This is a genomic window from Kitasatospora sp. NPDC127060, from assembly GCF_042724935.1.
GTDB lineage: Bacteria > Actinomycetota > Actinomycetes > Streptomycetales > Streptomycetaceae > Kitasatospora.
Window position 1 is genome coordinate 94,288 of sequence record NZ_JBHXEG010000002.1, and the last position, 19,602, is coordinate 113,889.

General features: G+C 74.3%; 18 protein-coding genes. 9 read left to right on the top strand and 9 right to left on the bottom strand.

The genetic code is table 11. The features are described from left to right. Positions 1–97 precede the first annotated feature (97 nt). The 4 genes from ACFWIS_RS02380 (at position 98) to ACFWIS_RS02395 (ending at position 4,649) form a co-directional block, all read left to right on the top strand. Positions 98–2,476 (top strand): FHA domain-containing protein, encoded by a 2,379-nt coding sequence (locus ACFWIS_RS02380; RefSeq protein WP_380452262.1) that lies wholly within the window; start codon positions 98–100, stop codon positions 2,474–2,476. A gap of 106 nt (positions 2,477–2,582) precedes the next feature. Beyond that, complete coding sequence (locus ACFWIS_RS02385; protein ID WP_380452260.1) at positions 2,583–3,227, top strand: hypothetical protein; 645 nt, start codon at positions 2,583–2,585, stop codon at positions 3,225–3,227. Beyond that, complete coding sequence (locus ACFWIS_RS02390) at positions 3,227–4,261, top strand: serine/threonine-protein kinase (RefSeq protein ID WP_380452443.1); 1,035 nt, start codon at positions 3,227–3,229, stop codon at positions 4,259–4,261. The genes ACFWIS_RS02385 and ACFWIS_RS02390 overlap by 1 nt, the downstream gene beginning before the upstream one ends. 13 nt (positions 4,262–4,274) lie before the next feature. Further along, a complete protein-coding gene (locus ACFWIS_RS02395) occupies positions 4,275–4,649 on the top strand; it encodes a DUF1304 domain-containing protein (protein WP_380452257.1) in 375 nt (124 codons plus the stop codon). A gap of 90 nt (positions 4,650–4,739) precedes the next feature. Here ACFWIS_RS02395 and ACFWIS_RS02400 read toward each other — a convergent pair whose 3' ends face one another. Further along, on the bottom strand, positions 4,740–6,131 hold the full coding sequence (locus tag ACFWIS_RS02400; RefSeq protein WP_380452254.1) for a streptophobe family protein: 1,392 nt from the start codon (positions 6,129–6,131) through the stop codon (positions 4,740–4,742). Between the two features lie 187 nt (positions 6,132–6,318). Between ACFWIS_RS02400 and ACFWIS_RS02405 the strand changes: the two genes are divergently transcribed. Continuing rightward, positions 6,319–7,857, top strand: a complete 1,539-nt coding sequence (locus ACFWIS_RS02405; RefSeq protein ID WP_380452252.1) for a DUF6777 domain-containing protein — start codon at positions 6,319–6,321, stop codon at positions 7,855–7,857. A gap of 57 nt (positions 7,858–7,914) precedes the next feature. Here the strand turns inward: ACFWIS_RS02405 and ACFWIS_RS02410 are convergent, their stop codons facing one another. Continuing rightward, positions 7,915–8,358 carry a winged helix-turn-helix transcriptional regulator gene (locus tag ACFWIS_RS02410; RefSeq protein WP_380452250.1) on the bottom strand — a complete coding sequence of 148 codons (444 nt, stop codon included), beginning with the start codon at positions 8,356–8,358 and terminating at the stop codon, positions 7,915–7,917. Between the two features lie 128 nt (positions 8,359–8,486). On the opposite strand from ACFWIS_RS02410, the gene ACFWIS_RS02415 reads away from it, so the two are divergent. After that, complete coding sequence (locus ACFWIS_RS02415) at positions 8,487–9,698, top strand: MFS transporter (RefSeq protein WP_380452247.1); 1,212 nt, start codon at positions 8,487–8,489, stop codon at positions 9,696–9,698. Positions 9,699–9,705: 7 nt separating this feature from the next. On the opposite strand, the gene ACFWIS_RS02420 is transcribed toward ACFWIS_RS02415, so the two are convergent. Continuing rightward, positions 9,706–10,125 (bottom strand): DUF4259 domain-containing protein, encoded by a 420-nt coding sequence (locus ACFWIS_RS02420; protein ID WP_380452245.1) that lies wholly within the window; start codon positions 10,123–10,125, stop codon positions 9,706–9,708. 132 nt (positions 10,126–10,257) lie between these two features. Here ACFWIS_RS02420 and ACFWIS_RS02425 point away from each other — a divergent pair, with 132 nt between their 5' ends. After that, positions 10,258–11,079 (top strand): nucleotidyltransferase domain-containing protein, encoded by an 822-nt coding sequence (locus tag ACFWIS_RS02425; RefSeq protein WP_380452243.1) that lies wholly within the window; start codon positions 10,258–10,260, stop codon positions 11,077–11,079. A 117-nt stretch (positions 11,080–11,196) separates the two neighbouring features. Here ACFWIS_RS02425 and ACFWIS_RS02430 read toward each other — a convergent pair whose 3' ends face one another. Both ACFWIS_RS02430 and ACFWIS_RS02435 read right to left on the bottom strand, forming a co-directional pair. Further along, positions 11,197–12,843 carry an LCP family protein gene (locus ACFWIS_RS02430; protein WP_380452240.1) on the bottom strand — a complete coding sequence of 549 codons (1,647 nt, stop codon included), beginning with the start codon at positions 12,841–12,843 and terminating at the stop codon, positions 11,197–11,199. Then, on the bottom strand, positions 12,836–13,408 hold the full coding sequence (locus ACFWIS_RS02435) for a DUF6542 domain-containing protein (RefSeq protein WP_380452238.1): 573 nt from the start codon (positions 13,406–13,408) through the stop codon (positions 12,836–12,838). The genes ACFWIS_RS02430 and ACFWIS_RS02435 overlap by 8 nt, the downstream gene beginning before the upstream one ends. Before the next feature lie 257 nt (positions 13,409–13,665). Between ACFWIS_RS02435 and ACFWIS_RS02440 the strand changes: the two genes are divergently transcribed. Next, on the top strand, positions 13,666–13,872 hold the full coding sequence (locus tag ACFWIS_RS02440) for an antitoxin (protein WP_380452236.1): 207 nt from the start codon (positions 13,666–13,668) through the stop codon (positions 13,870–13,872). 95 nt (positions 13,873–13,967) lie between these two features. Next, the gene (locus ACFWIS_RS02445) at positions 13,968–14,663 is read left to right on the top strand and encodes a lytic transglycosylase domain-containing protein (RefSeq protein WP_380452234.1); all 696 of its coding nucleotides are present in this window, start codon (positions 13,968–13,970) and stop codon (positions 14,661–14,663) included. On the opposite strand, the gene ACFWIS_RS02450 is transcribed toward ACFWIS_RS02445, so the two are convergent. The 4 genes from ACFWIS_RS02450 to ACFWIS_RS02465 form a co-directional block, all read right to left on the bottom strand. Beyond that, positions 14,584–15,144 (bottom strand): NAD-dependent epimerase/dehydratase family protein, encoded by a 561-nt coding sequence (locus ACFWIS_RS02450; RefSeq protein WP_380523453.1) that lies wholly within the window; start codon positions 15,142–15,144, stop codon positions 14,584–14,586. The genes ACFWIS_RS02445 and ACFWIS_RS02450 overlap by 80 nt on opposite strands. A gap of 59 nt (positions 15,145–15,203) precedes the next feature. Continuing rightward, entirely contained in the window at positions 15,204–15,851 is a 648-nt protein-coding gene (locus ACFWIS_RS02455; RefSeq protein WP_380452229.1) for a hypothetical protein, read from the bottom strand. A gap of 139 nt (positions 15,852–15,990) precedes the next feature. Beyond that, positions 15,991–18,183 carry an RICIN domain-containing protein gene (locus ACFWIS_RS02460; RefSeq protein ID WP_380452226.1) on the bottom strand — a complete coding sequence of 731 codons (2,193 nt, stop codon included), beginning with the start codon at positions 18,181–18,183 and terminating at the stop codon, positions 15,991–15,993. Positions 18,184–18,456: 273 nt separating this feature from the next. Next, positions 18,457–19,227 carry a hypothetical protein gene (locus tag ACFWIS_RS02465; protein WP_380523455.1) on the bottom strand — a complete coding sequence of 257 codons (771 nt, stop codon included), beginning with the start codon at positions 19,225–19,227 and terminating at the stop codon, positions 18,457–18,459. Positions 19,228–19,602 lie beyond the last annotated feature (375 nt).

Sequence of the window (19,602 nt, forward strand, 5' to 3'; positions counted from 1 at the left end):
GGCACGCCGAACGATAGTGCCGCGCCGAGGCAGTGGTCCAGTCCAATGTCAGGATCCGGAAAGGCCGTTCACGGGCGCCGACGATAGAATGCCCAGCATGGGACAGCGCCCCGGCGCGCCCACCGCGCCGCCCCTCGTCCTGGTCACCGACCACGAGTCCCGGCTGATCGACCCGACCCGGGCCTACCACCTGGGCCGCGACCCGACCAGCGAGATCGTGCTGGACGACCCCCGGGTCTCCTGGCACCACGCGGTGCTGCACGCCGACGACGGCCACTGGCTGCTGGAGGACGTCGGCAGCACCAACGGCACCTTCGACCAGGGCCGCCGGGTCGACCACGAGGACGTCGGCCCGGGCACCCGGCTGCGCTTCGGCGACCCGGCCACCGGGCCGGCCGCGACCTTCGCCGGACTGCCGGCCCCCGCACCCGGCGAACGCACCGCCCTGGCCGCGCCACAGAGCTCCGGCACCTTCCGCAGCCCGAGCGCCGTACTGGAGCTGCCCCGCCGCACCGTGCGGATCGGCCGCTCGCCGGACAACGACCTCGTCCTGGACGACCTGGTGGTCTCCCGGCACCACGCCGAGCTGCGCGAACTGCCGGGCGGCGGGCACGAGATCGTCGACCTGGACAGCCACAACGGCAGCTACCTCAACGGCCGCCCGGTCCGGCGCGCCCCGGTCGGCCAGGCCGACATCGTCGGCATCGGCCACTTCGCGCTCTGCCTGGCCGACGGCCGGCTGGTCGAGTACACCGACACCGGCGAGATCTCCCTGGACGTCCAGCACCTGGTCGTCCGGGTCGGTCCGGACCACCGGGTGCTGCTGGACGACGTCGGCTTCCCGCTCGCCGAGAGGACCCTGCTGGCGGTGGCCGGCCCGAGCGGCGCCGGCAAGTCCACCCTGCTGAACGCGCTCACCGGGCTGCGCCCCGCCGACCAGGGCACCGTGCTGTACGACGGGCGCGACCTGTACCGCGACTACGCCGAGCTGCGGCGCCGGATCGGTCTCGTCCCCCAGGACGACATCCTGCACACCCAGCTCACCGTCCGCCGCGCGCTGTCCTTCGCCGCCGAGTTGCGCTTCCCCGGGGACACCGCCCGGCACGAGCGGGAGACCAGGGTCTCCGAGGTGATCCGCGAACTGGGCCTGGACGGCCGGGAGCAGCAGGTGATCGCCAGCCTCTCCGGCGGCCAGCGCAAGCGGGTCAGCATCGCGCTGGAGCTGCTCACCAAGCCCTCGCTGCTGTTCCTCGACGAGCCGACCTCCGGTCTGGACCCGGGCATGGAGCGCTCGGTGATGCGCCTGCTGCGCGAACTGGCCGACGACGGACGGACGGTGGTCGTGGTGACGCACAGCGTGCTGAGCCTCAACGTCTGCGACCGGCTACTGGTGCTCGCCCCCGGCGGCCGGACCGCCTACTACGGCCCGCCCACCGAGGCGCTGGCGTACTTCGGGCAGGACGAGTGGCCGGAGGCCTTCGAGGAGTTCGAGAACGACACCGAGGGCCGCAGCCGGCAGCGCTACCTGGCCTCGCCGGAGTACCGGCGGTACGTGACGGCCGAGGCGGCACACCCGCTGCCCGCTCCGGCCGCGTCCGCCGCGGCGCCGCCGCCCGCCATCGGCCGGGAGAAGCCGCAGGGCTGGTTCGCCCAGCTGAGCACGCTGGTGCGCCGGTACGCCGCGGTGCTCGCCGCCGACCGGCTGTTCCTCACCGTCATGCTGGTGCTGCCGTTCGTCATCGGCGTGATGTGCCGGGCGATGGCCGGCTCGCGGCTCACCGACGAGAACGCCATCAACTGCCTGCTCACGCTCTGCCTCGGCGGGGTGCTCACCGGCTCGGCCAACGCGGTGCGCGAGGTGGTCAAGGAGCGCGCGATCTACCGGCGGGAGCGGGTGGTCGGCCTGTCCAGGTCGGCCTACCTGGTGTCCAAGGTGGTGGTGCTCGGCGCGGTCACGGTGGTCCAGGCCGCGCTGCTGACCGTGGTCGGCCTGGCCGGGGTGACGCTCTCCGCGCCGGCCCGGCCGAACGCCCCGCCGCCGGTGACGACGGGCGTGCTGCTGCCGCAGCTGCCGGAGCTGATCATCGCGGTCGCGCTGCTCGCGTTCACCTCGATGGTGCTCGGCCTGGTGGTCTCCGCCGCCGTCGGCAAGGAGGAGACCACGATGCCGCTGCTGGTGCTGCTGGCGATCGTCCAGGTGGTGTTCAGCGGTCTGATGCTGAAGCTGCACGGCGTGCCGGGGCTGGAGCAGTTCGCCTGGTTCGTCCCGTCCCGGTGGGGCCTGTCGGCCATGGCCCGCACCGTCGACCTGGGCCGGCTCACGGTGCCGTCCCCGATCACCGCGGACCCGGCGTTCCGCCCCGAACGGACCGGCTGGCTGATCAGCATGGCCGCGCTGGCCGCCCTCGCGGCGGCGTACGGGCTGGCGGTGCTCGCCCTGCTGCGGCGGCACGAACCGGTGGTCATGCGCAGGTAGCCGCCCCGGCGCCCGCCGGTAGAGTGGAATCGAACTGCGGTTCCGATGCCGCGCGCCGCCCCTGCCGTCGGCTCCGGCTCGCGCGCAGGAGGGAAGCCGGCCGCCGATGGACGAGTTCGCGTTCCGCCCCACCCACGTCGCCCCGCCGGACGGCATGGCGACCTGGACGGCCCCGGACCCGGCACGGCCCGCCGCCCGGCTGGACCCGCTCCTCCCGGTCCGGCTGATCGCCCGGCAGGGCGACTGGGCCCAGGTGCTCTGCTCCAACGGCTGGACCGCCTGGGTGGACGCCCGGCTGCTGGTCGTCCTCCCCCAGCCGCCACCGGGTGCGGACGGCCCGCCCACCCGCACCGCCGACCCGCGCCCCGCGCTCGCCGAGGCCGAGGCCGCGCTCTCCCGCCACCGCGCCCTGCTGGAGGACCTCGCCGCGGGCACCCTGGACTTGGAGGCCTTCCGGGAGCGGACCCGCGGCCTGCGGATCGGCCTGGTGGCGGACGGCGAGACGCTCTGGCTGTTCGACCCGGTGCACGACCGCTGGTGCTACTGCGACGGGCTGCAGCTACAGGCGTACGCGGCCACCGACCGGCCGCCGGAACAGCTTCCCGCGCCGACAGCCGCACCGGCAGCCGCACCGGAGGCCGACCCGCCGGTGCACGAGCCGCGGCAGCCTGACCCGCAGCAACCCGGCCCTCGGCAGCCCGACCCGCGGCAGCCCGACCCGTACTCGCCGACCCGGACCGGCGCGCCGTGATCCCCGCCGATCCGACGCCGACGCCGACACCGGCGTCCGCCCCCGGCCTGCCGGCCGGCCTGGTCGGGCGGCAGGTGGCCGACTACCGCCTGGAGCAGGAGATCGGGCGCGGCGGGATGGCCGTGGTCTACCGGGCCAAGGACCTGCGGCTCGGCCGGACCGTCGCGGTCAAGCTGCTGGCTCCGGAACTGGCCCGCAACGAGGTGTTCCGCCTGCGCTTCATGCACGAGTCCGAGGCCGCCGCCGGGATCGACCACCCGCACATCGTCCCGGTGTTCGGGGCCGGCGAGCACGACGGCATCCTCTACCTGGCGATGCGCTACGTCGAGGGCGGCGACCTGCGCGCCCTGATCAACCGGGACGCCCCGCTCCCGGTCGAGCGCACCGCCCGGCTGGCCCTGCAGGTCGCCTCCGCGCTGGACGCCGCCCACCGCCGCGGGCTGGTGCACCGGGACGTCAAGCCGGGCAACGTCCTGGTCGCCGCCGGCACCGACAGCGAGCACCCCGAGCACCTCTACCTGGCGGACTTCGGCCTCACCAAGAAGTCACTGTCGCTGAGCGGGCTGACCAACGTCGGCCAGATCGTCGGAACGCTCGACTACGCCGCGCCCGAGCAGATCTCCGGCCAGCCTCTGGACGGGCGCTGCGACCAGTACGGCCTCGGCTGCGTGGTCTTCGAGATGCTCGCGGGCACCCCGCCGTTCCGCCGGGAGAGCGACCTCGCGCTGCTCTGGGCCCACCTCAACGACCCGCCGCCCGACCTGCACCGGCACCGACCGGACCTCCCCGAGGCGGTCGGGGAGGTGGTCGCCCGGGCGCTCGCCAAGGCCCCCGAGGACCGCTACCCGGACTGCCTGCGGTTCGTCGCCGAGCTGCGGGCGGCCGGCGCCCCCACCCCGTGGTCGGGGTGGACCGGGAACGGACCGCCCACCCGGGTCGTCCCGGCGGTCGCCCGGGCTCCCGGCCCCGCCCAGGTCCCGGAGCCGCCCGCCTGGGCCGCCCCGGTCGTCCACCCTCCGCCCCGGGAGCGTTAGGAAGCCTTCGACCATGAACGCCGTCAGCCAGCTCTTCGCCATGCTCGCCGCCGCGATCCACCTGGTGGTGTGGCCGCTGGAGAGCTACCTGTACGGGCACCCGCGAGTGCGCTACCTGCTCACCGGCAGCACCGCGGACGCCCCGGAGGTCCGGCTGTGGCGGTTCAACGTCGGCTTCTACAACCTGTTCCTGGCCCTCGGCCTGGTCACCGGCCTGGTCCTGCTGCACACCGGGCACTCCGGGTCGGGGAGGCCGCTGATCCTCTACATCGCCGCCTTCATGGTGGCCGGCGGGACGACCCTGTTCGTCTCCGAGCCGAAGTTGTGGCGCGGAGCCCTCGGCCAGGCCGTCCCGGCGGCGGTGGTCCTGATCGCCGAGCTGGTCTGAACCCGGACGGACGGCTCCGAACCCGGAACGGACAGCCACGCACCCGGGCCGGACGGCTCCGAACCCTGGACGGGCGACCCGCAGCCGGGCTCAGCCGCCCGTCGTCCCCTCGGTGACCTCCGGCCCCTCCGGCCCCTCCGGCACAGCCGTCGCCTCGGTGACCTCCCCGCGCCGCCGCACCCGCGAGGCGAGCAGCGCCCCGAGCAGCCCGGTCAGCAGTCCCCAGCCCGCCGCCAGCGGCACCGCCATCCACAGGACCGGGCGCAGCGTCAGGCTGCCGCTGCCCAGCGCCGCCACCGGATCGCTGCCGCCGAGGACGGAGCTGAGCAGGTCTCCCAAGCCGCCCTGTCCCAGGCCGACGCCCAGCACGGACAGCCCGTAGTCGGCGTCCATCCGGGTCCACAGGCCCACCAGCAGCATGGTGACGGCGGTGGCCAGGGCGAAGCGGACGGCGTGCTGCCACAGCCGCACGGTGCGCGGGGAGCGGCGGGCGGCGAGGAAGGCCGCGGCGACCAGCAGAACGGCGGCCAGTGGCAGCAGCCACCAGATGCGCGCGTCGTGCTCCGCCAGGGTGCCGAGGTCGATGGTCGCCTCCTGCCCGCCGGGGGCGCGCAGCACCGCGCTGAGCGGCTTGGGGACGGGCAGGCCCAGCGCGCCGACCAGCCGGCCGTGCCAGGCCGCGCCGAGGCCGAGACCGAAGGCGAGCCAGACCAGGTCGGGCAGGGCGAGCAGCAGCACGGCCATCGTCCGCCGGGCGTCGCCGTGCACGATCGCGGTGACGATCCCGGCCGCCGCGCCGATCGCCACGTATCCCAGCAGCACCATCCAGAGAGCGAACGCGGCCGGGCGGACGGCGAGTTGGTAGCGCAGCAGACCGCGCGGCAGCGGCGCCCGGCGGGACACCGCGAAGACCGCCGCGAGCACCAGCAGCAGCCAGGCCAGCCCGATGCCGATCGTGGTGACGCCCTCCGCGTGGAAGCCGACCTCCGGGGTGAGCCCGAGCACGCCGCCGATGGTCTGCACCAGACTGCCGCCGAGTTCGATCACGAAGGTGTGCTTGGCGGTGACGGTGATCAGCACCAGGGCGAGCAGCCAGAGCACCACCGTCCGGGCGACCCGGCCGAGCAGTTCACCGCCCCCGGCCACCGCCCGGAAGCGCAGTTGGCGCAGGAACACCTCGGCCATCACGACCGCGCCGACCAGCGAGACGCTCAGCGGCATCGCGGTCACCCCGGCGTCCACCGCGGCGAAGCTGCCCGCGCCGCCGTCGAGCTGGACCGAACCGCCGACGGCCAGCGCCAGCGTCGCGGCCAGCACGGGCGGGAAGCCGCCCTCCGGGAGGTCGCCGGCGCCGGCCAGCCAGAGGCCCGACGCGGCCACCGCCGCCATCGCGACGAGCCCGGCCAGCACCACGGCGAGCGCGTCCAGCCAGCCGCGGACGGCTCCGGGCGGGCCGGCGACCCCGGTGGTGGGCTGCTGCATGCCGCCTCCCTCTGCTCGAACGGTGCTGGTCCGTTCCCAGGGTGACCGACTGCCGCGGGGCACGCTCGGCGACGACAGGGCCACCTGCTGTTGCGGCGAGCGGGGGACCAGGGGAGAAAGGGAACTCCAGTGGCAGGAGCTTCCTGTGCCGGCCGTTCCCGCCGGCCGCCTGCGAAACGGAGCCTCGATGAGTTCCCAACCGCCTCCCTCCGGCCCGCCCAGCGAGCCGCCCACCGGTCCCCCGTCCGGCCCGCTGGCCGGACCGCCGTCGGGTGGTGGTACGGGCGGACCGCCGTCCGTACCACCACCGCCCTCCGGGCCGGGCGGGTCGTCCGCCGCCGGCGCGGGCGGCGGTGGTTCGGGCGGCGGGCGCGGGCCGCGCACACCGTGGTGGCGCTCCGGGAAGGGCCTGTCGGTGGCGGCGGGCGTGCTGGTGGCGGCCGTGGTGGCCACCGTGCTGGTCGTCACCAACCAGGGCGGCAAGCACGAGGCCATCCCGACCGCCAACGAGGTCGCCCTCCAGACCCCGGCCGACCCCGGACCGGCGCCGTTCACCCCATCGGTGGAAACCCAGGGCGTGAGCGCCCCGGCTCCCACGCCCACCAGCGCGGCGGCGCAACCGGGCGGCACCCCCAAGACCAGCTCCCCGGCCGTCCTGCACAGCGTGCAGGGCAGCTCGGCCGGGCTGTACGGCGGGACGATGGGCCGTCCCAGCTGCGACACCGAGCGGCTGATCGGCATGGTGTCCAGTGGTGACGGCGGACGGGCCTGGGCCTCGGCGGCGGGCATCGAACAGTCCGCGATCCCGTCCTACCTGCGCTCGCTGACCTCGGCGTACCTCCGGGTGGACACCCGGGTGACCAATCACAGCTACAAGAGCGGCGCGGTGGTCGAGTACCAGTCCGTGCTGCAGGCGGGCACGGCCGTCCTGGTGGACTCCCAGGGCGTGCCCCGGGTGCGCTGTGCCTGCGGCAACCCGTTGAAGCCGGCGGTCCTGGTGAGCAACGCCAAGTACACGGGGAAGGCCTGGACGGGCTTCGAGCCGACCACGCTGATCGTGGTGGTGCCGGCTCCGAAGCCGGTGACCGAGATCATCCTGGTGAACATCGAGACCGGCGGCTGGTTCTCCCGGCTGACCGGGCGGATCGACATCGTGGACAAGCACGTCGGACCGCCGCAGGGGCCGCTGGTGCCGGGCATCCCGCCGCCGGCGCCGTGGAAGCCGACTACTCCGACGGCGACGGCCTCGACGTCCGGGGCGACGTCCTCGGGCGCGACGTCCTCGGGGGCCACGACCTCCGGCGCCACCTCGTCGGGCGCGACGTCCTCGGGGGCCACGACCTCCGGCGCCACCTCCTCCGGCGCCACCTCCTCGGGCGCCACCTCCTCGGGCGCGACGTCCTCGGGGGCCACGACCTCCGGCGCCACCTCCTCCGGCGCGACCTCGTCCTCCGGCACGCCGTCCGGCACCTCATCGACGACGGGTACCTCCGGCCCCTCCACCCAGACCGAGACCGCGGCCCCAACCACCAAGGGCCCCAGCGAAACGGCCACGACGATCGCCAAGAGCCCCACCGGAACGACCTCAACGACCGGAACGACCTCAACGACCGGAACGACGACGACCGGCGCGGGCACCACCGGCACGGGCACCACCGGCACGGGCACCACCTCGGCCAGGACGACCGGCACCACGGTGCCGCCGGCCACGAGCGCGACCCCCTGATCGCCCCCGCTCCCCCGCCGCCACCGGCCGTCCCGACGCCGGTGGCGGTGGCGCTTCTCAGGGCAGCAGCACCTTCGCGTCGTCCGGCCCGAGCAGCCGCCCGTCCGCCGAGCGCACCTCCACCGGGGCGACCGGTGCGCCCGAGACGCGGTCGACCAGCCGGGCCCGGGGCTCGTCCTCGGCGAAGAACCACTGGTCGCCCCACTGCCGCAGTGCGGTGATCACCGGGAACAGCGCACGGCCCTTCTCGGTGAGCAGGTACTCCTGGTAGGGGCTGCCGTCGGCGGCGGGGGCGAGTTCGAAGACTCCGGTGGCGACGAGGTTGGTGAGCCGGGCCGAGAGGATGTTCTTGGCCAGCCCCAGGTTCTTCTGGAACTGCCCGAAGCGGCGCAGCCCGTCGAAGGCGTCACGGACGATCAGCAGGGTCCAGCCGTCGCCTACCACGTCGAGCGGGCGGGCGACCGGGCAGGTCGACTCCTCGTGCGTGGTGCGCTTCGGCACTTCTCCCACCTCTCAGCCGGTCGGCGCCCAGCGTACCGCCGGACTTGTGGTTGCTTATTAAAACCAGGATATGCCAGAGTGATGCGGTAGCACTTTGAAACCACTTCTGCCCTTCGAGGGAACCGCCCATGACCTCTCCCGCCGCCGCCCGTGCGGGCACTCCGACGCGCGGCCTGTCACCGGCCGTCACCTGGCTGCTCTCCGTCACCTGCGGCCTGGCCGTCGCCAATGTCTACTACTCCCAGCCGCTGCTGGACCTGATCGCCCGTGACTTCGGCATCGACCCGGCCGCCATCGGCCTGGTCGGCACTCTCACCCAGACGGGGTACGCGATCGGCCTGCTGCTGATCGTCCCGCTCGGCGACCGCGTCGACCGCCGCACCCTGTCCACCGTCCAGCTCGGGCTCTCCGTACTCGCCCTCGCCGCCGTCGCCCTCGTTCCCTCCGCTCCGCTGCTGCTCGCCGCGATGGCCGCCGTGGGCGCGCTCGCGGTCGTCGCCCAGGTCGTCGTCGCCCACGCCGCCTCGCTCGCCGCCCCCGGCGACCAGGGCCGGGTGGTCGGCACCGTCACCGGCGGCATCGTGGTCGGCATCCTGCTCGCCCGCACCGTCGCCGGCACGATCGGCGACCTGGCCGGCTGGCGCGCCGTCTACCTGGTCTCCGCCGTCGCGACCGGAGCCATGGCCTTCGCCGTTGCCACCACCCTGCCCGCCGAGCCGCCCCGCACCGCCGGACGGACCAGCGGCCGAACCGGCTACTTGCGGCTGGTCGGCTCGGTGTTCACACTCTTCGCCGAGGAGCACGTGCTGCGCGTCCGCGCCGTGCTCGCCCTGCTCGCCTTCACCTCCGTCACCGTGCTGCTCACCCCGATGGTGCTGCCGCTCGCCGCACCGCCCTTCGAACTCAGCCACACCCAGATCGGCCTGTTCGGACTGGCCGGCGCCGCCGGTGCGCTCGGCGCCGGGCACGCCGGTCGCCAGGCCGACCGCGGCCGCGCCGAACGCACCGCCGGCATCGGCCTGTCGGCCATGCTCGTCGGCTGGCTGCCCGCCGCACTGCTGCCGCACTCGGTGTGGTGGCTGGTGCTCGCCGTGGTGGTGATCGACTACGGCCTGCAGTCCGTGCACGTGGTCAACCAGCACCTCCTCTACCAAGTCCGCCCCGAGGCCCGGAGCCGACTGACGGCCGGCTACATGCTGCTCTACTCCGCCGGCTGCGGAGCGGGCGCGATCGCCTCCACGCTCGTGTACGACCAGGGCGGCTGGACGGCCGTCTGCCTGCTCGGGGCCGCCACCAGCCTTGCCGCGCTGCTCTACTGGCTCACCGCGCACAGGGCGTGACGGATGGTCAAAGGCCTTTCGGCCGGGCCGACTCCAGGACGTCGCGCAGAGCGCGCACCCCCTGCCGCCACGCCGGGCCGGACTCCGTCTCGTCCCACGACTCGGCCAGCTCCGACTCCTCCGCCAGCACCCGGCCGAGCGCCGCCACCGCCGACGCCCGCAACTCGGCCGGCAGCGGGGGTATCGGCTCCTTCGGGCCGTAGGCCGTGGTCACCGCCGTGCCACCCGGGCACTGCGCCGCGACCAGTGCGGCGGCCGCGACGGCCACCACCCCCTCGTCGTCGTCCAGGAACTCCGGCCTCCGGGCGGCGCGTTCCAGCGCCGCCCGGAGCAGCCCCACCCGCTCGTCCGGCGCCGCGTCGTCGAGGCCCCCCGCGAAGTCCGCTGCGATGTCGTTGTCGAAGTGACCGGTGCCCCAGGTACCCATGCGCATTCCCTCCGTGTTCGTACCCGATGGATGCTGGCACACCCCACTGACAACGCGGTCGGCCGACCGACCGGGCGTCGACTCCACGGAAATCCACTGGCCAAGGGCGCGGCGGCGCGGCAGAGTGCCGCCATGATCGAGAGTGCCGCCGTGATCGGCAGTGGACTGGACGAGGACGGGTACATCGCGCGGGAGGGTTCGCTGGAGCGCGTCCCGCCGGAGTTCGGGCCGCTGGTCGACGCCGCCCGGGAGCGGATCGCCGCCGCCTTCGGTCCCGGTCGGCTGCACAGCGCCTACCTGTACGGGAGCGTCCCGCGCGGCACGGCGATCCCCGGCGTCTCCGACCTGGACCTGCTGCTCGCCCTGCGCCACGAGCCCACCCCGGAGGACCGCGCCGACGCCCGCGCCCTGGAGGCCGCCCTCGACGCGGACTTCCCGCAGGTCGACGGCGCCGGCGTGCTGCTGTTCGGTGTGGACACCCTGCTCAGCGAGTTGGAGCGGCACGACCTGGGCTGGTTCGTCGCCTGTCTGTGCACCCCGCTGCTCGGCGAGGACCTCGGCGGGCGGCTGCCCCGCTACCGCCCGACCTCCCTGCTCGCCCGCGAGACCAACGGCGACCTCGCGCTCGCCCTCCCCGGCTGGCGCGAACGACTGGCCACCGACCCGGACTCCCGGCTCACGGCGCTCAGCCGCGCGGTCTCCCGGCGGCTGGTCCGGACCGGCTTCACCCTGGTGATGCCCCGTTGGAACGGCTGGACGAGCGACCTCACCGCCTCCGCCGAGGCCTTCGCCGCCCATTACCCCGGCCACGCCGAGCAGATGCGCCTCGCCGCGGCCGTCGCCCGCACCCCCACCACCGACCGGGCCACCCTGGCCGTCCTCATCGACGGCCTGGGCCCCTGGCTCGCCGCCGAGTACACCGCCGTGCACGGCGAGAAGGCCCCGCGCCCCTGACCGACCCCCGTAACCATGCGCGGGGCCGAACCGGCCTTCCCCGCACGGGCGTTCACCCAGCCGGGCCGGTCCGGGCCATGCCGTGCCATGCCGGGCCGTGCGGTGCTGTCGCCAGGATCAGTCCACGCAGGGGATCCCGCCCGCCTTCACCGCGGGCCCCTGCATCGGCAGCCCGGCAGCCGGATCGGCGGAGGCGCCGGCCGGAGCCGGTGCGCCCGACGCGGTCGCGGCCGGGGTGGGGGTCGGGGTCCTGCCGGCGGCGAGGGTGACCAGCACGTGGCCCGCCGCGACCGCCGCGGACGGCACGGCCGTGACGCCGTACCGGGCCGCCACCGCCTGGGCGTCGGCCTTGGCGCCGCTGCCGTAGCTCACGGTGGTGGTGCGGGTCCGCGCGGGGGCGTCGCCGATCCGGCCCGCCTGGTAGCCGAGGTCGACCAGGGCCTTGGACTCGGCGGCGGCCGCGCCCGCGCCCGCCACCGCGTTGACGTCGACCACGGACTTGGGCGCGGCACTCGGCGAGGGCGTGGGCGGGGCCGTCTCCCCCGGAGCGTCGTCGGGGGCGGCTCCCGGGGCGGCGGGCTCCTGTTCGTGGTTGAACAGCTGTCGGACGATCTTCTTGATCAGGTCCGGGTTGACGGTGTTGACCTCCTGCCCGCCGATGGTCTTGAACCCGGTGATCGGCAGGGTGTTGAACTCGACGTTGCCGCCGGTGAGGTTGGGCGCCTGCTGGGCGAAGTCGAGAATGTTCCACTCGTTGTCGATCACGACGTCCTTCTTCACCACCCCGAACAGCTTCTGCATCTGCCCGAAGTCGTTGAGGATGCCCTGCTGCTTGAGCTTGTACTCGACGGAGGAGATGAACGCCTGCTGCCGGTGGGTGCGGTCGAGGTCGCCGTTGGTGAGGTGGTGCCGCTGGCGGACGAAGGAGAGCGCCTGGGCGGCGTCCAACGAGCTGATCCCGGCGGGCAGTTTGAGGCCGGTGCCGCCGCCCTCGTGGGTGGCGGTCCGGGCGATGATCGGATCGTCGACCGGGTGGTTGAGGCAGACCTGGATCGGCTCGACCGCCTTGGCGATGTCGTAGAAGCCGATCAGGTTGACCTCGGCGAAGTGGTCGATCGGGACGTCCAGGAAACTCTGCACGGTCTGGATCGTGGCCGAGCGGCCCGCCTCCCGGCTCTGCCGCTCCAACTCCGCCTTGGACAGGCCCTTTCCGGCGAGCTTGGCCTCGGCGGCCTCCTTGGCGATGCCGTAGGCCTCCTTGATCTTGTGCATCTTGCCGTCGGCACCGGCGGTCTGCACGTAGTCGTCACGCGGGACGGACAGCGCGGTGACCTTCCCGCCGTTGGCCGGGATGTGCAGCACGATCAGGGCGTTGGTGTTGTAGCCGCCGATCTCGCTGGAGCCGGCGTGCAGTTCGTCCTCGACGAACTGCTTGGGCAGGTCGTTGCCGTCCATGTCCTTGCGGCTGTCCAGGCCGATCAGCAGCAGGTTGACGGACTTGTCCAGGTGCGCCGGGGCGTTCTTCTTGGCCTCGCTCAGCGCGCTGGACTTGATCATGCCGTCGTCCAGGCTGCGGTACTCGTACCAGGTGAAGCCGCTGGCTCCGAGCACGGCGACCGAGACGGTGCAGGCCAGGGTGCGGCCGGCCACGGTCAGCGGCGCGGGCCCGTGGCGCGGGGCGCGCCCGCGCGGTCGGCCGGCGCGCCCGGCCTGGTCGGCCGGACGGCTGCCCCGCTCGGCGGAGCGGTTGGTGCGCTCAGCCACGGCGGCCCCTTCCCTTCGGCGCGGCCGACCGGGCGGGCCGACGACGGTCCAGCACCGCCCCTACCACGATGACCAGCACCGCGAGGGCAACCGCCGCCGCCATCACCGGGAACGCCTCGACCACCCACCGCACCGCGCCGGTGCCCAGGCCCTTGCCCTGGTACTTGCCGGGGTCGGCCGCGTACTCGACGCCCGAGGCGGTGAGCAGCACCACCACCGGAGCAGCGGTCAGCACCCACCAGCGGCCGGGCCGACTGCACAGCAACGCGGCGATGCCGGTGCCGAGCACCGCGCCGACCGCGAACAGGATGCCGACCCCGGGCCCGCCCAGTTCGTCGGCGATCCCGCCGAGCAGCGGCAACCCGACCGCGGCGAGCGCGGCGACCAGTCCGCCGCGCCGGCGGGCCTGCTGTCGGCGGCGCGAGGCCCCGGCGCGCTGGGGCCGGGCGTCGCGCACCTGGTCGGCGCCGCCGTCGGCGCCATGGGAGCGCTGGGCGGGCACGGCGGGGTCCTCGGCGCGAGGTCCCGCGTCCTGGTACGGCGTTCTCGCCCGCTGGCCGGCCATGCGCACTTCCCTCGATCGTTTCGGCTGCGGCGCCGCGACCACGCCACCGCGTGTGCCGGGACGCCATCCGTCCTGTGGCGGTCCCCACCGTCTACAGACCTGTAGAGGCTGATGAGGAGCATACAAACCCATTTCAGCAAAGTCACCCGCCGCCGATCCGCGGCAACGGACCGACCGGCGGGCCCTCGTTAGGATGACCATGATCCCCGCCACGTCGGCACACCAACAGGAACGCACCAGAGGAGTAGAGCGTCACCATGTTTGAAAGTCTTAAGAACCTCGCGGACAAGGCCACCGACCTCGCCCGTGAGCACAGCGACGTGCTCGGGCAGGGCCTGGAGAAGGTCGGCGACGCGATCGACGATCGTACGGACGGCAAGTACAGCGGGCAGATCGACACCGGCGTCGAGAAGGCGAAGGACTTCCTGCGCAACCTCGACGGGGACCAGAAGGCCGCCGAATAGCGTCGGACCGGCCCCCCGCGGGACACGGTCGACCGTACGGTGATCGAAACGACGATCGAACTGGATGACGGGCTAGCGGGGAGGGACCGGCAGCGGTGAGCGAGGAGCAGAAAGGGTCCCGCTGGGGGCGCTGGATCGTGATCGGCGTCCTGGCGGCGGCCGGGTGGGGCATCGTCCGCGGGGGCGGCCACGACACCGCGGCCACCTCGGCGGCGCCCTCCACGGCACCGTCCGCCGCCTCCCCGTCGTCCGGCTCCGCGCCGGGCGCACCATCGGCGGCGCCCACCAAGCCCTCCGCCCCCGCCGGCCCCTACGACCCCGCCGACTACGCCGCCCCGGTGCGCCAGTACGCCGCCGAGGCCGGGGTCAACCCCCAGTTGCTGATGGCGATCCTCTACAACGAGGCGTACAAGCCGCACGACCCCGACTTCGAACGGGCCTGGCAGCGCGGCAAACCGGACTCCGCCTTCGGCATCGCCAACATGCACCGGGCCGCCTTCGACGACACCAAACCGGGCCGCCCGTTCGCCTCCCGCCAGTGGGAGGAGCTGCCGGACGACCGCAACCTGGCCGTCCAAGCGGCCGCCTGGCACCTCCACGACCTCGCCGCACAGCTCCCCGCCAAGGCGGGCGTCCCGCTGAGCAGGGACGAGCTGACCGCCCTCGGCTACAACGCCGGCGCGGGCAACATGCTCGCCTTCGCCCGGGGCGTCAAGATCGGCCCGCAGGCGCAGTCCTACCTGGACCGGCTGCGGGACAACTGGGCGAAGTCCGGCGAGGCCGTGAAGTAGCGCCGCTACTCGGCGCCGAGCTGGGCGGCCTGTTGACCGCGCGGTAGCGGTCGGCGGCGTCGGGGGCGATCACCTCGTCGAACCGGAGCAGCGCCGCGACATGGGCCTCCGCGAGGTCCTGCCCATGGACGTAGTCGCGGATGCCGGAGCCGTCCCTGGTCGGCCGGTCGACGCCGGTGACGGTGCACGGGCAGGTGCCGTCGCCGTGGGCCTCGATCAGTTGGCCGAGGACGTGGCTGGGATTCAGGTTCTGCAGGCCGGTGCGCAGCCGGGAGTCCGCGCCGATCGGATTGAAGGAGCGCAGCGCGATGACCCGTTGCCGCTCGGCCCCCTCACCCCGGGGCCAGCCCTGGAGCACCTGCTCCATCATCAGCTCGGTGCGCGCGTACGGGCTGTTCGCCTCGAACGCGGAGTATTCGGCGACCCTACCGTCCGGGGTGGGCGCGTAGATCGAGGCGGAGCTCACCGGGGCACCGGTCACCGTCGCACCGCACGGGCGTTCGCCGGTGCGCCGGTTCACCGAACGGGCCTTCCGGTGCGTCAGCGGCGGGCGCGGCCGCGCAGCCAGAAGCCGGTGGCGACCAGGAGGACGGCCGCGGTGGCGGTACCGATGGCGGCCCAGGTGGTGGCGTCGTCGGTGGTCTCGTGGACGGGCGCGGCGGTGGTGGCCGGGCCGGCGGCCACCGGCGGCCCGGCGACCGGCGGGGCGGAGGCCGTGGCGGGCGCGGAGGCCGTGGCGGGTGCGGGGGTCGCGGCGGGGGTCGGGGTCCCGGAGGTGGCGGCGGCGTCCACCGGCGCCGGGTCACTGATCGCGGCCGCCTCGACGTCCAGTTCGCGCTCGCCGTGGCCCAGCGAGGGGAAGGCGCAGTCGACTGCGATCTTCCAGTGTCCGGCGGGCAGCAGCTCCCGGGTGGAGTACGTCCCCGGCCGGCCCGGCAGGGCGACCAGCAGCCAGGGGCCGACGGTCCGGCCGTCGGAGGCGGTCGCGGAGAGCGTGCCGGCGAAGTCCTCGGTGACCGGGTCGTGGTCGTTCTCCCAGGTGGCCACGGCGCTGACCCGGCCGTCCTGTTGGCCGGTCACGTTCAGGTGGACGGCGTCGCCGTGGGCGGCGGCGGGTGCGGCGACGGGCAGGACGGCCGCGGTGGCGAGGGCGAGGGAGGCGAGCAGCGGGCGGGTGCGGGTTCGCATGTCGGGCGTTCCTCGGGCGGTGGGGTGAGGGTGTCGGCCGGGGCCTGTCCGGCGGTGGCGCGGGTGCGGCCGACTCTCGGGTGAGTGACGGCCGCACCCGTGGTGCGGGGTGGAGCGGGCTTCCGGGCCCGCTCCGGGCCTACGAGGTCTTCAGCAGCGACCAGTTCTGGTACGGCCGGCCGTTCGGCTGCTGAAGCTCCAGCAGCCAACCACCGTAGTACCAACGGTCGCTGAGCCCGAGCACCAGGTCGGAACCGTCCGCCTTGAGGGTGAACCCGCCGTCGCCGGAGGCGAGTTGCCACTTCTGCGCGGCGGTGTCGGCGCACGGCTGCTGGGCCACGTACTGCCCGGCGACCGGGCTGCCGCCGAGCTGCAGGCACTTGCCGGAGCGCGCGGACCTGATCCGCACCGCGCCGCTGCCGGCGTCCTCGAACTGCCACTTCTGGTTGGCGTAGCCGGTGCGCTGGTAGCCGATCGCCACGGTGCCGTCGTTCATCGAGCTGCCCCACAGGTCGGCGGCCTGGCCGGTGAGGCCGTTGACCATGGTGTAGTGGGTGCCGGGCTGCGGGCGGCCGGTGTCGGCGAGGGTGCGGAAGCTCGCCGCGTGGCCGGGCTCGGCCACCCTTCCAGCGGTATCCCGGACGGCGACCGCCACGGTGTAGCCGGTGCCGGGGGCGAGCCGGACCAGGCCGACCACGGTCGAGCGGACGGTGCCGATGGTCTGGCCGTTGAGCTGGACGTCGTAGCCGGCCGCGGACGCGACCGGGCTCCAGCTCAGCATCACTGAGTTCTGGGTGATCTGACTGACCGCCACCTCGGGCCGACTGCCGTCCGTGGTCGGGGTCGCGGTCGGCGACGGGGACCGGGTCGGCGTGGCGGTGGGGCCGCCGGTGGGCGTCGGGGACGGCGAGGGCGTGCGGGTGGGCGTGCCCGTAGCCGTGGGGCCGGTGCTCGGGGTCGGGGTGGGCGTGGGGTTCGGGCCGGTGCCGCTGCCGTCGCCGCTGCCCGGGATGAGGAAGCGGTTGTTGGCGACGTTCCAGTGCGTGGCCAGGTAACTGCCGGGCGCGGGCGCGGTGTTGTAGTAGTCGTCGTGGCCGCAGTCCAGCCGGTCGTCATGCGCGCGGTCCGGGCAGACGACCCGCATTTTCGGGTAGTAGGGGGCGTCCGAGTAGCACATCAGGTCCCAGGTGTCCGTGCAGTGCCCGGCCTTGCTGGAGTTGGGCGCGCTGTTGTTCACCGCGCCCAGGTTGTGCCCGAGTTCGTGCGCGGCGGTGTGTCCGCCCCAGCAGCCGGAGTCCGTCCGGCCGTACGAGGGGCCGAAGTTGCTCAGGTTGTCCTGCCCGGCGCGCTCGTCGCCGGCGAAGGTGCCGATCCCGCAGTACACCTTGGAGTCGGTGAACATCATGTACTTGCGGTCCTTGCGGTTGAACCCCTGCGCGGCCAGGGCCCGGTTGCTCGCGTTGAAGTCCTGGATCTCGGCGTCGGAGATCTGCACGTTCAGCACCGAGGCGGTGCAGTCCGGTTCGGTGACGAAGCGGACGTGCCGCACCCCGCCGGTCTCGGCCGCGCTGGCGTTGTAGATGACGTCGACGTCGGCGGCCCACTTCTTGAACGAGGGCAGGTACTGGGCGAAGCGGTCGTTGCCCGGGGTGTGCACGTACACCACCTGGACCCGGTTGCCACTGCTGCCGTCGCCCTCGCAGACCAGGCCCGACCCGGCGGCCGGGGCGGCGGCGTCCTGCGGGGCGGAGGCACTGCCGGCATCGCCGAGCAGCGCCTTCTGGGCGGCGTCGAGGACGGGTGCGCCGCCCTTCAACAGGTCGGCGGCGGAAGGCGGTTGGGCACCAGCGGGCGGGGTGAGCACGGGTGCCTGGGCGGCCGGAGCGGCGACCGGCGGGACGTCCTTGTGGATGTCCACCTCCTTGGGCGGCGCGTCCGGACCGTGGCTGCACTGGCTGCTGCCGGCGACCTCCAGCATGTTGCCGCAGCGGTCGCTGGTCGGCAGGGTCAACCCCGCGTAGACCAGGCCGCGTTCGGGCTGGTCCTTGGGTATGGACTTGGGCGCGGCGGCCTTCTCGTCCCGCTTGGGGGCGGGCGCCTTGGTGGCTCCCTCGGCGGTGCCGGTCTCCCCCGGTCCGCCGTCGTCCGCGACCGCGTCGACCGGCGCGTCCGCCACCGTCACTGCGCTGTGGCCCGTCCCCGCGTCCATGGCGGTGCGCAGGCCCAGGGTGCCCGCCACCAGTCCGGCCGCCACCGCCACCGCGACCAGTGCGCTCCTGCGGGTGAGCCTTCGGCGCCTGCGGCGACGGAGTTCGCTGCTCCGGTGTCCCATCGCGTTCCTTTCCTCGTACGACGGTCCGTGCCCGGTGGTGCGGGGCGCGGACCTTCCGACACGAGGGAGAGCGGCGGGGGCCGCCCGGAATAACAGAAACCTCTTGCGGAATTCCCGGGCGCGTTCGAGGCGGAGGCGGAAAGGCCAGGCCGACGGGGCCGACGGGGCCGACGGGGGCGACGGGGGCGACGGGGCGCGGCAATGCCGGGGAGGCGGCGGAACGGGTGCGGAGAGGCGGCGGAGTGGTGGCGGGACGGTCGGCCAGGTGGAGCCTCAGGCCGCGGCCCCGATCCGGGCCGGCCCGCCCGCCGCCGCCTCGCCCGCGAGCCGTCCCGCACCACGGCTGCCGTGCAGCCGGGCCAGCCCGGCGGCGAGCACCGCGCGATCCCCGGCGAGCCACAGCCGCAGCGCGGCGGAGAGCGCGGCACTGGCCGGTCCGACCGACGGCCCGCCGGTGCGCACCAGCCGCTCACCCAGCAACGGCAGCAGGTCCGCGACCGGCGCGGGCAGCCAGAGGGTCACCGCGCAGGGCCCCGGCCGGGCCAGCACACGCAGCAGCGACAGCACCGAGCCGTCGTCGTGCAGCGCCGGGATGACCTCCAGCAGCCCGTCGACCGCGACCCCGGAGACATCTCCGCCCTGGCCGCGCGCGAGGTCACGGAGCAGCGCCCGCTCGGCGGCGGTGATCCGGACGGTCAGCATGACCTCGTCGTCGCAGTCCATGGTCCCGGTCCCCTGTCGTGGAGTTGGTGGCAGCTGGAGGTGGTGGCAGCTGGAGGTGGTGGAGCCTGGGGGTGGAGCGTTCTTCGGCGCGGTCGCGAGCGGATCACTCCCGTGCCGAGGGGAGCCTGCCCCGCAACGGCCGTTCACTACCGGCGCTATCAGGCCGTAGTGACCGTCGGAACGGCGGTAGAGCACCTGGAGGCGGCCGTCCTCGGGGCCGGTCCGGCAGACGTACGGGCGCCCGGTGGGCCAGAGCCGGCGGGCCGCCTCGGCGAGGTCGAAGTCGGGCGCGGGCCAGGGCGCGGTCGCGGTCACGGTCACGGTCGCGGTCGCGGTCGCGGTCGCGGGCGAGAGTGAGCCGCAGCGCCTGGGCGTCGGGGCCCCAGCGACGGCGCGGTGTCCTGCGCCCGGGCCCGGACGCACTCGGCGTCCTCGCGCGGCGGCTCGCCGCGGATCTCCAGCCGGACGTCGAGGGCGGGCCGGGAGGCAGACGGGTCATCAGGTTCCTCCTTCTCCGCCCACCATGCTGGCCCCCGCACGGCTGTGCGGCGAGGGTCCAAAGACCCTGCCGCACGGGCCGGGCGAGGGCCGCCAGTCCCCGGGGCATCGGCGCAGGTCAGGCCGCAGGTACGGACCGCTCGCGGGGCCGGTGCCCCGGACCCCTCGGACGGGCCCCGGAGTGATCGGCCGTTGGAG

What these genes read in the sequence shown, in the direction of transcription:
- ACFWIS_RS02380 (WP_380452262.1), top strand. Translation starts at nt 98, where the DNA reads ATGGGACAGCGCCCCGGCGCGCCCACCGCGCCGCCCCTCGTCCTGGTC.
- ACFWIS_RS02385 (WP_380452260.1), top strand. Translation starts at nt 2,583, where the DNA reads ATGGACGAGTTCGCGTTCCGCCCCACCCACGTCGCCCCGCCGGACGGC.
- ACFWIS_RS02395 (WP_380452257.1), top strand. Translation starts at nt 4,275, where the DNA reads ATGAACGCCGTCAGCCAGCTCTTCGCCATGCTCGCCGCCGCGATCCAC.
- ACFWIS_RS02400 (WP_380452254.1), bottom strand. Translation starts at nt 6,131, where the DNA reads ATGCAGCAGCCCACCACCGGGGTCGCCGGCCCGCCCGGAGCCGTCCGC.
- ACFWIS_RS02405 (WP_380452252.1), top strand. Translation starts at nt 6,319, where the DNA reads ATGAGTTCCCAACCGCCTCCCTCCGGCCCGCCCAGCGAGCCGCCCACC.
- ACFWIS_RS02415 (WP_380452247.1), top strand. Translation starts at nt 8,487, where the DNA reads ATGACCTCTCCCGCCGCCGCCCGTGCGGGCACTCCGACGCGCGGCCTG.
- ACFWIS_RS02420 (WP_380452245.1), bottom strand. Translation starts at nt 10,125, where the DNA reads ATGGGTACCTGGGGCACCGGTCACTTCGACAACGACATCGCAGCGGAC.
- ACFWIS_RS02425 (WP_380452243.1), top strand. Translation starts at nt 10,258, where the DNA reads ATGATCGAGAGTGCCGCCGTGATCGGCAGTGGACTGGACGAGGACGGG.
- ACFWIS_RS02435 (WP_380452238.1), bottom strand. Translation starts at nt 13,408, where the DNA reads ATGGCCGGCCAGCGGGCGAGAACGCCGTACCAGGACGCGGGACCTCGC.
- ACFWIS_RS02440 (WP_380452236.1), top strand. Translation starts at nt 13,666, where the DNA reads ATGTTTGAAAGTCTTAAGAACCTCGCGGACAAGGCCACCGACCTCGCC.
- ACFWIS_RS02455 (WP_380452229.1), bottom strand. Translation starts at nt 15,851, where the DNA reads ATGCGAACCCGCACCCGCCCGCTGCTCGCCTCCCTCGCCCTCGCCACC.
- ACFWIS_RS02460 (WP_380452226.1), bottom strand. Translation starts at nt 18,183, where the DNA reads ATGGGACACCGGAGCAGCGAACTCCGTCGCCGCAGGCGCCGAAGGCTC.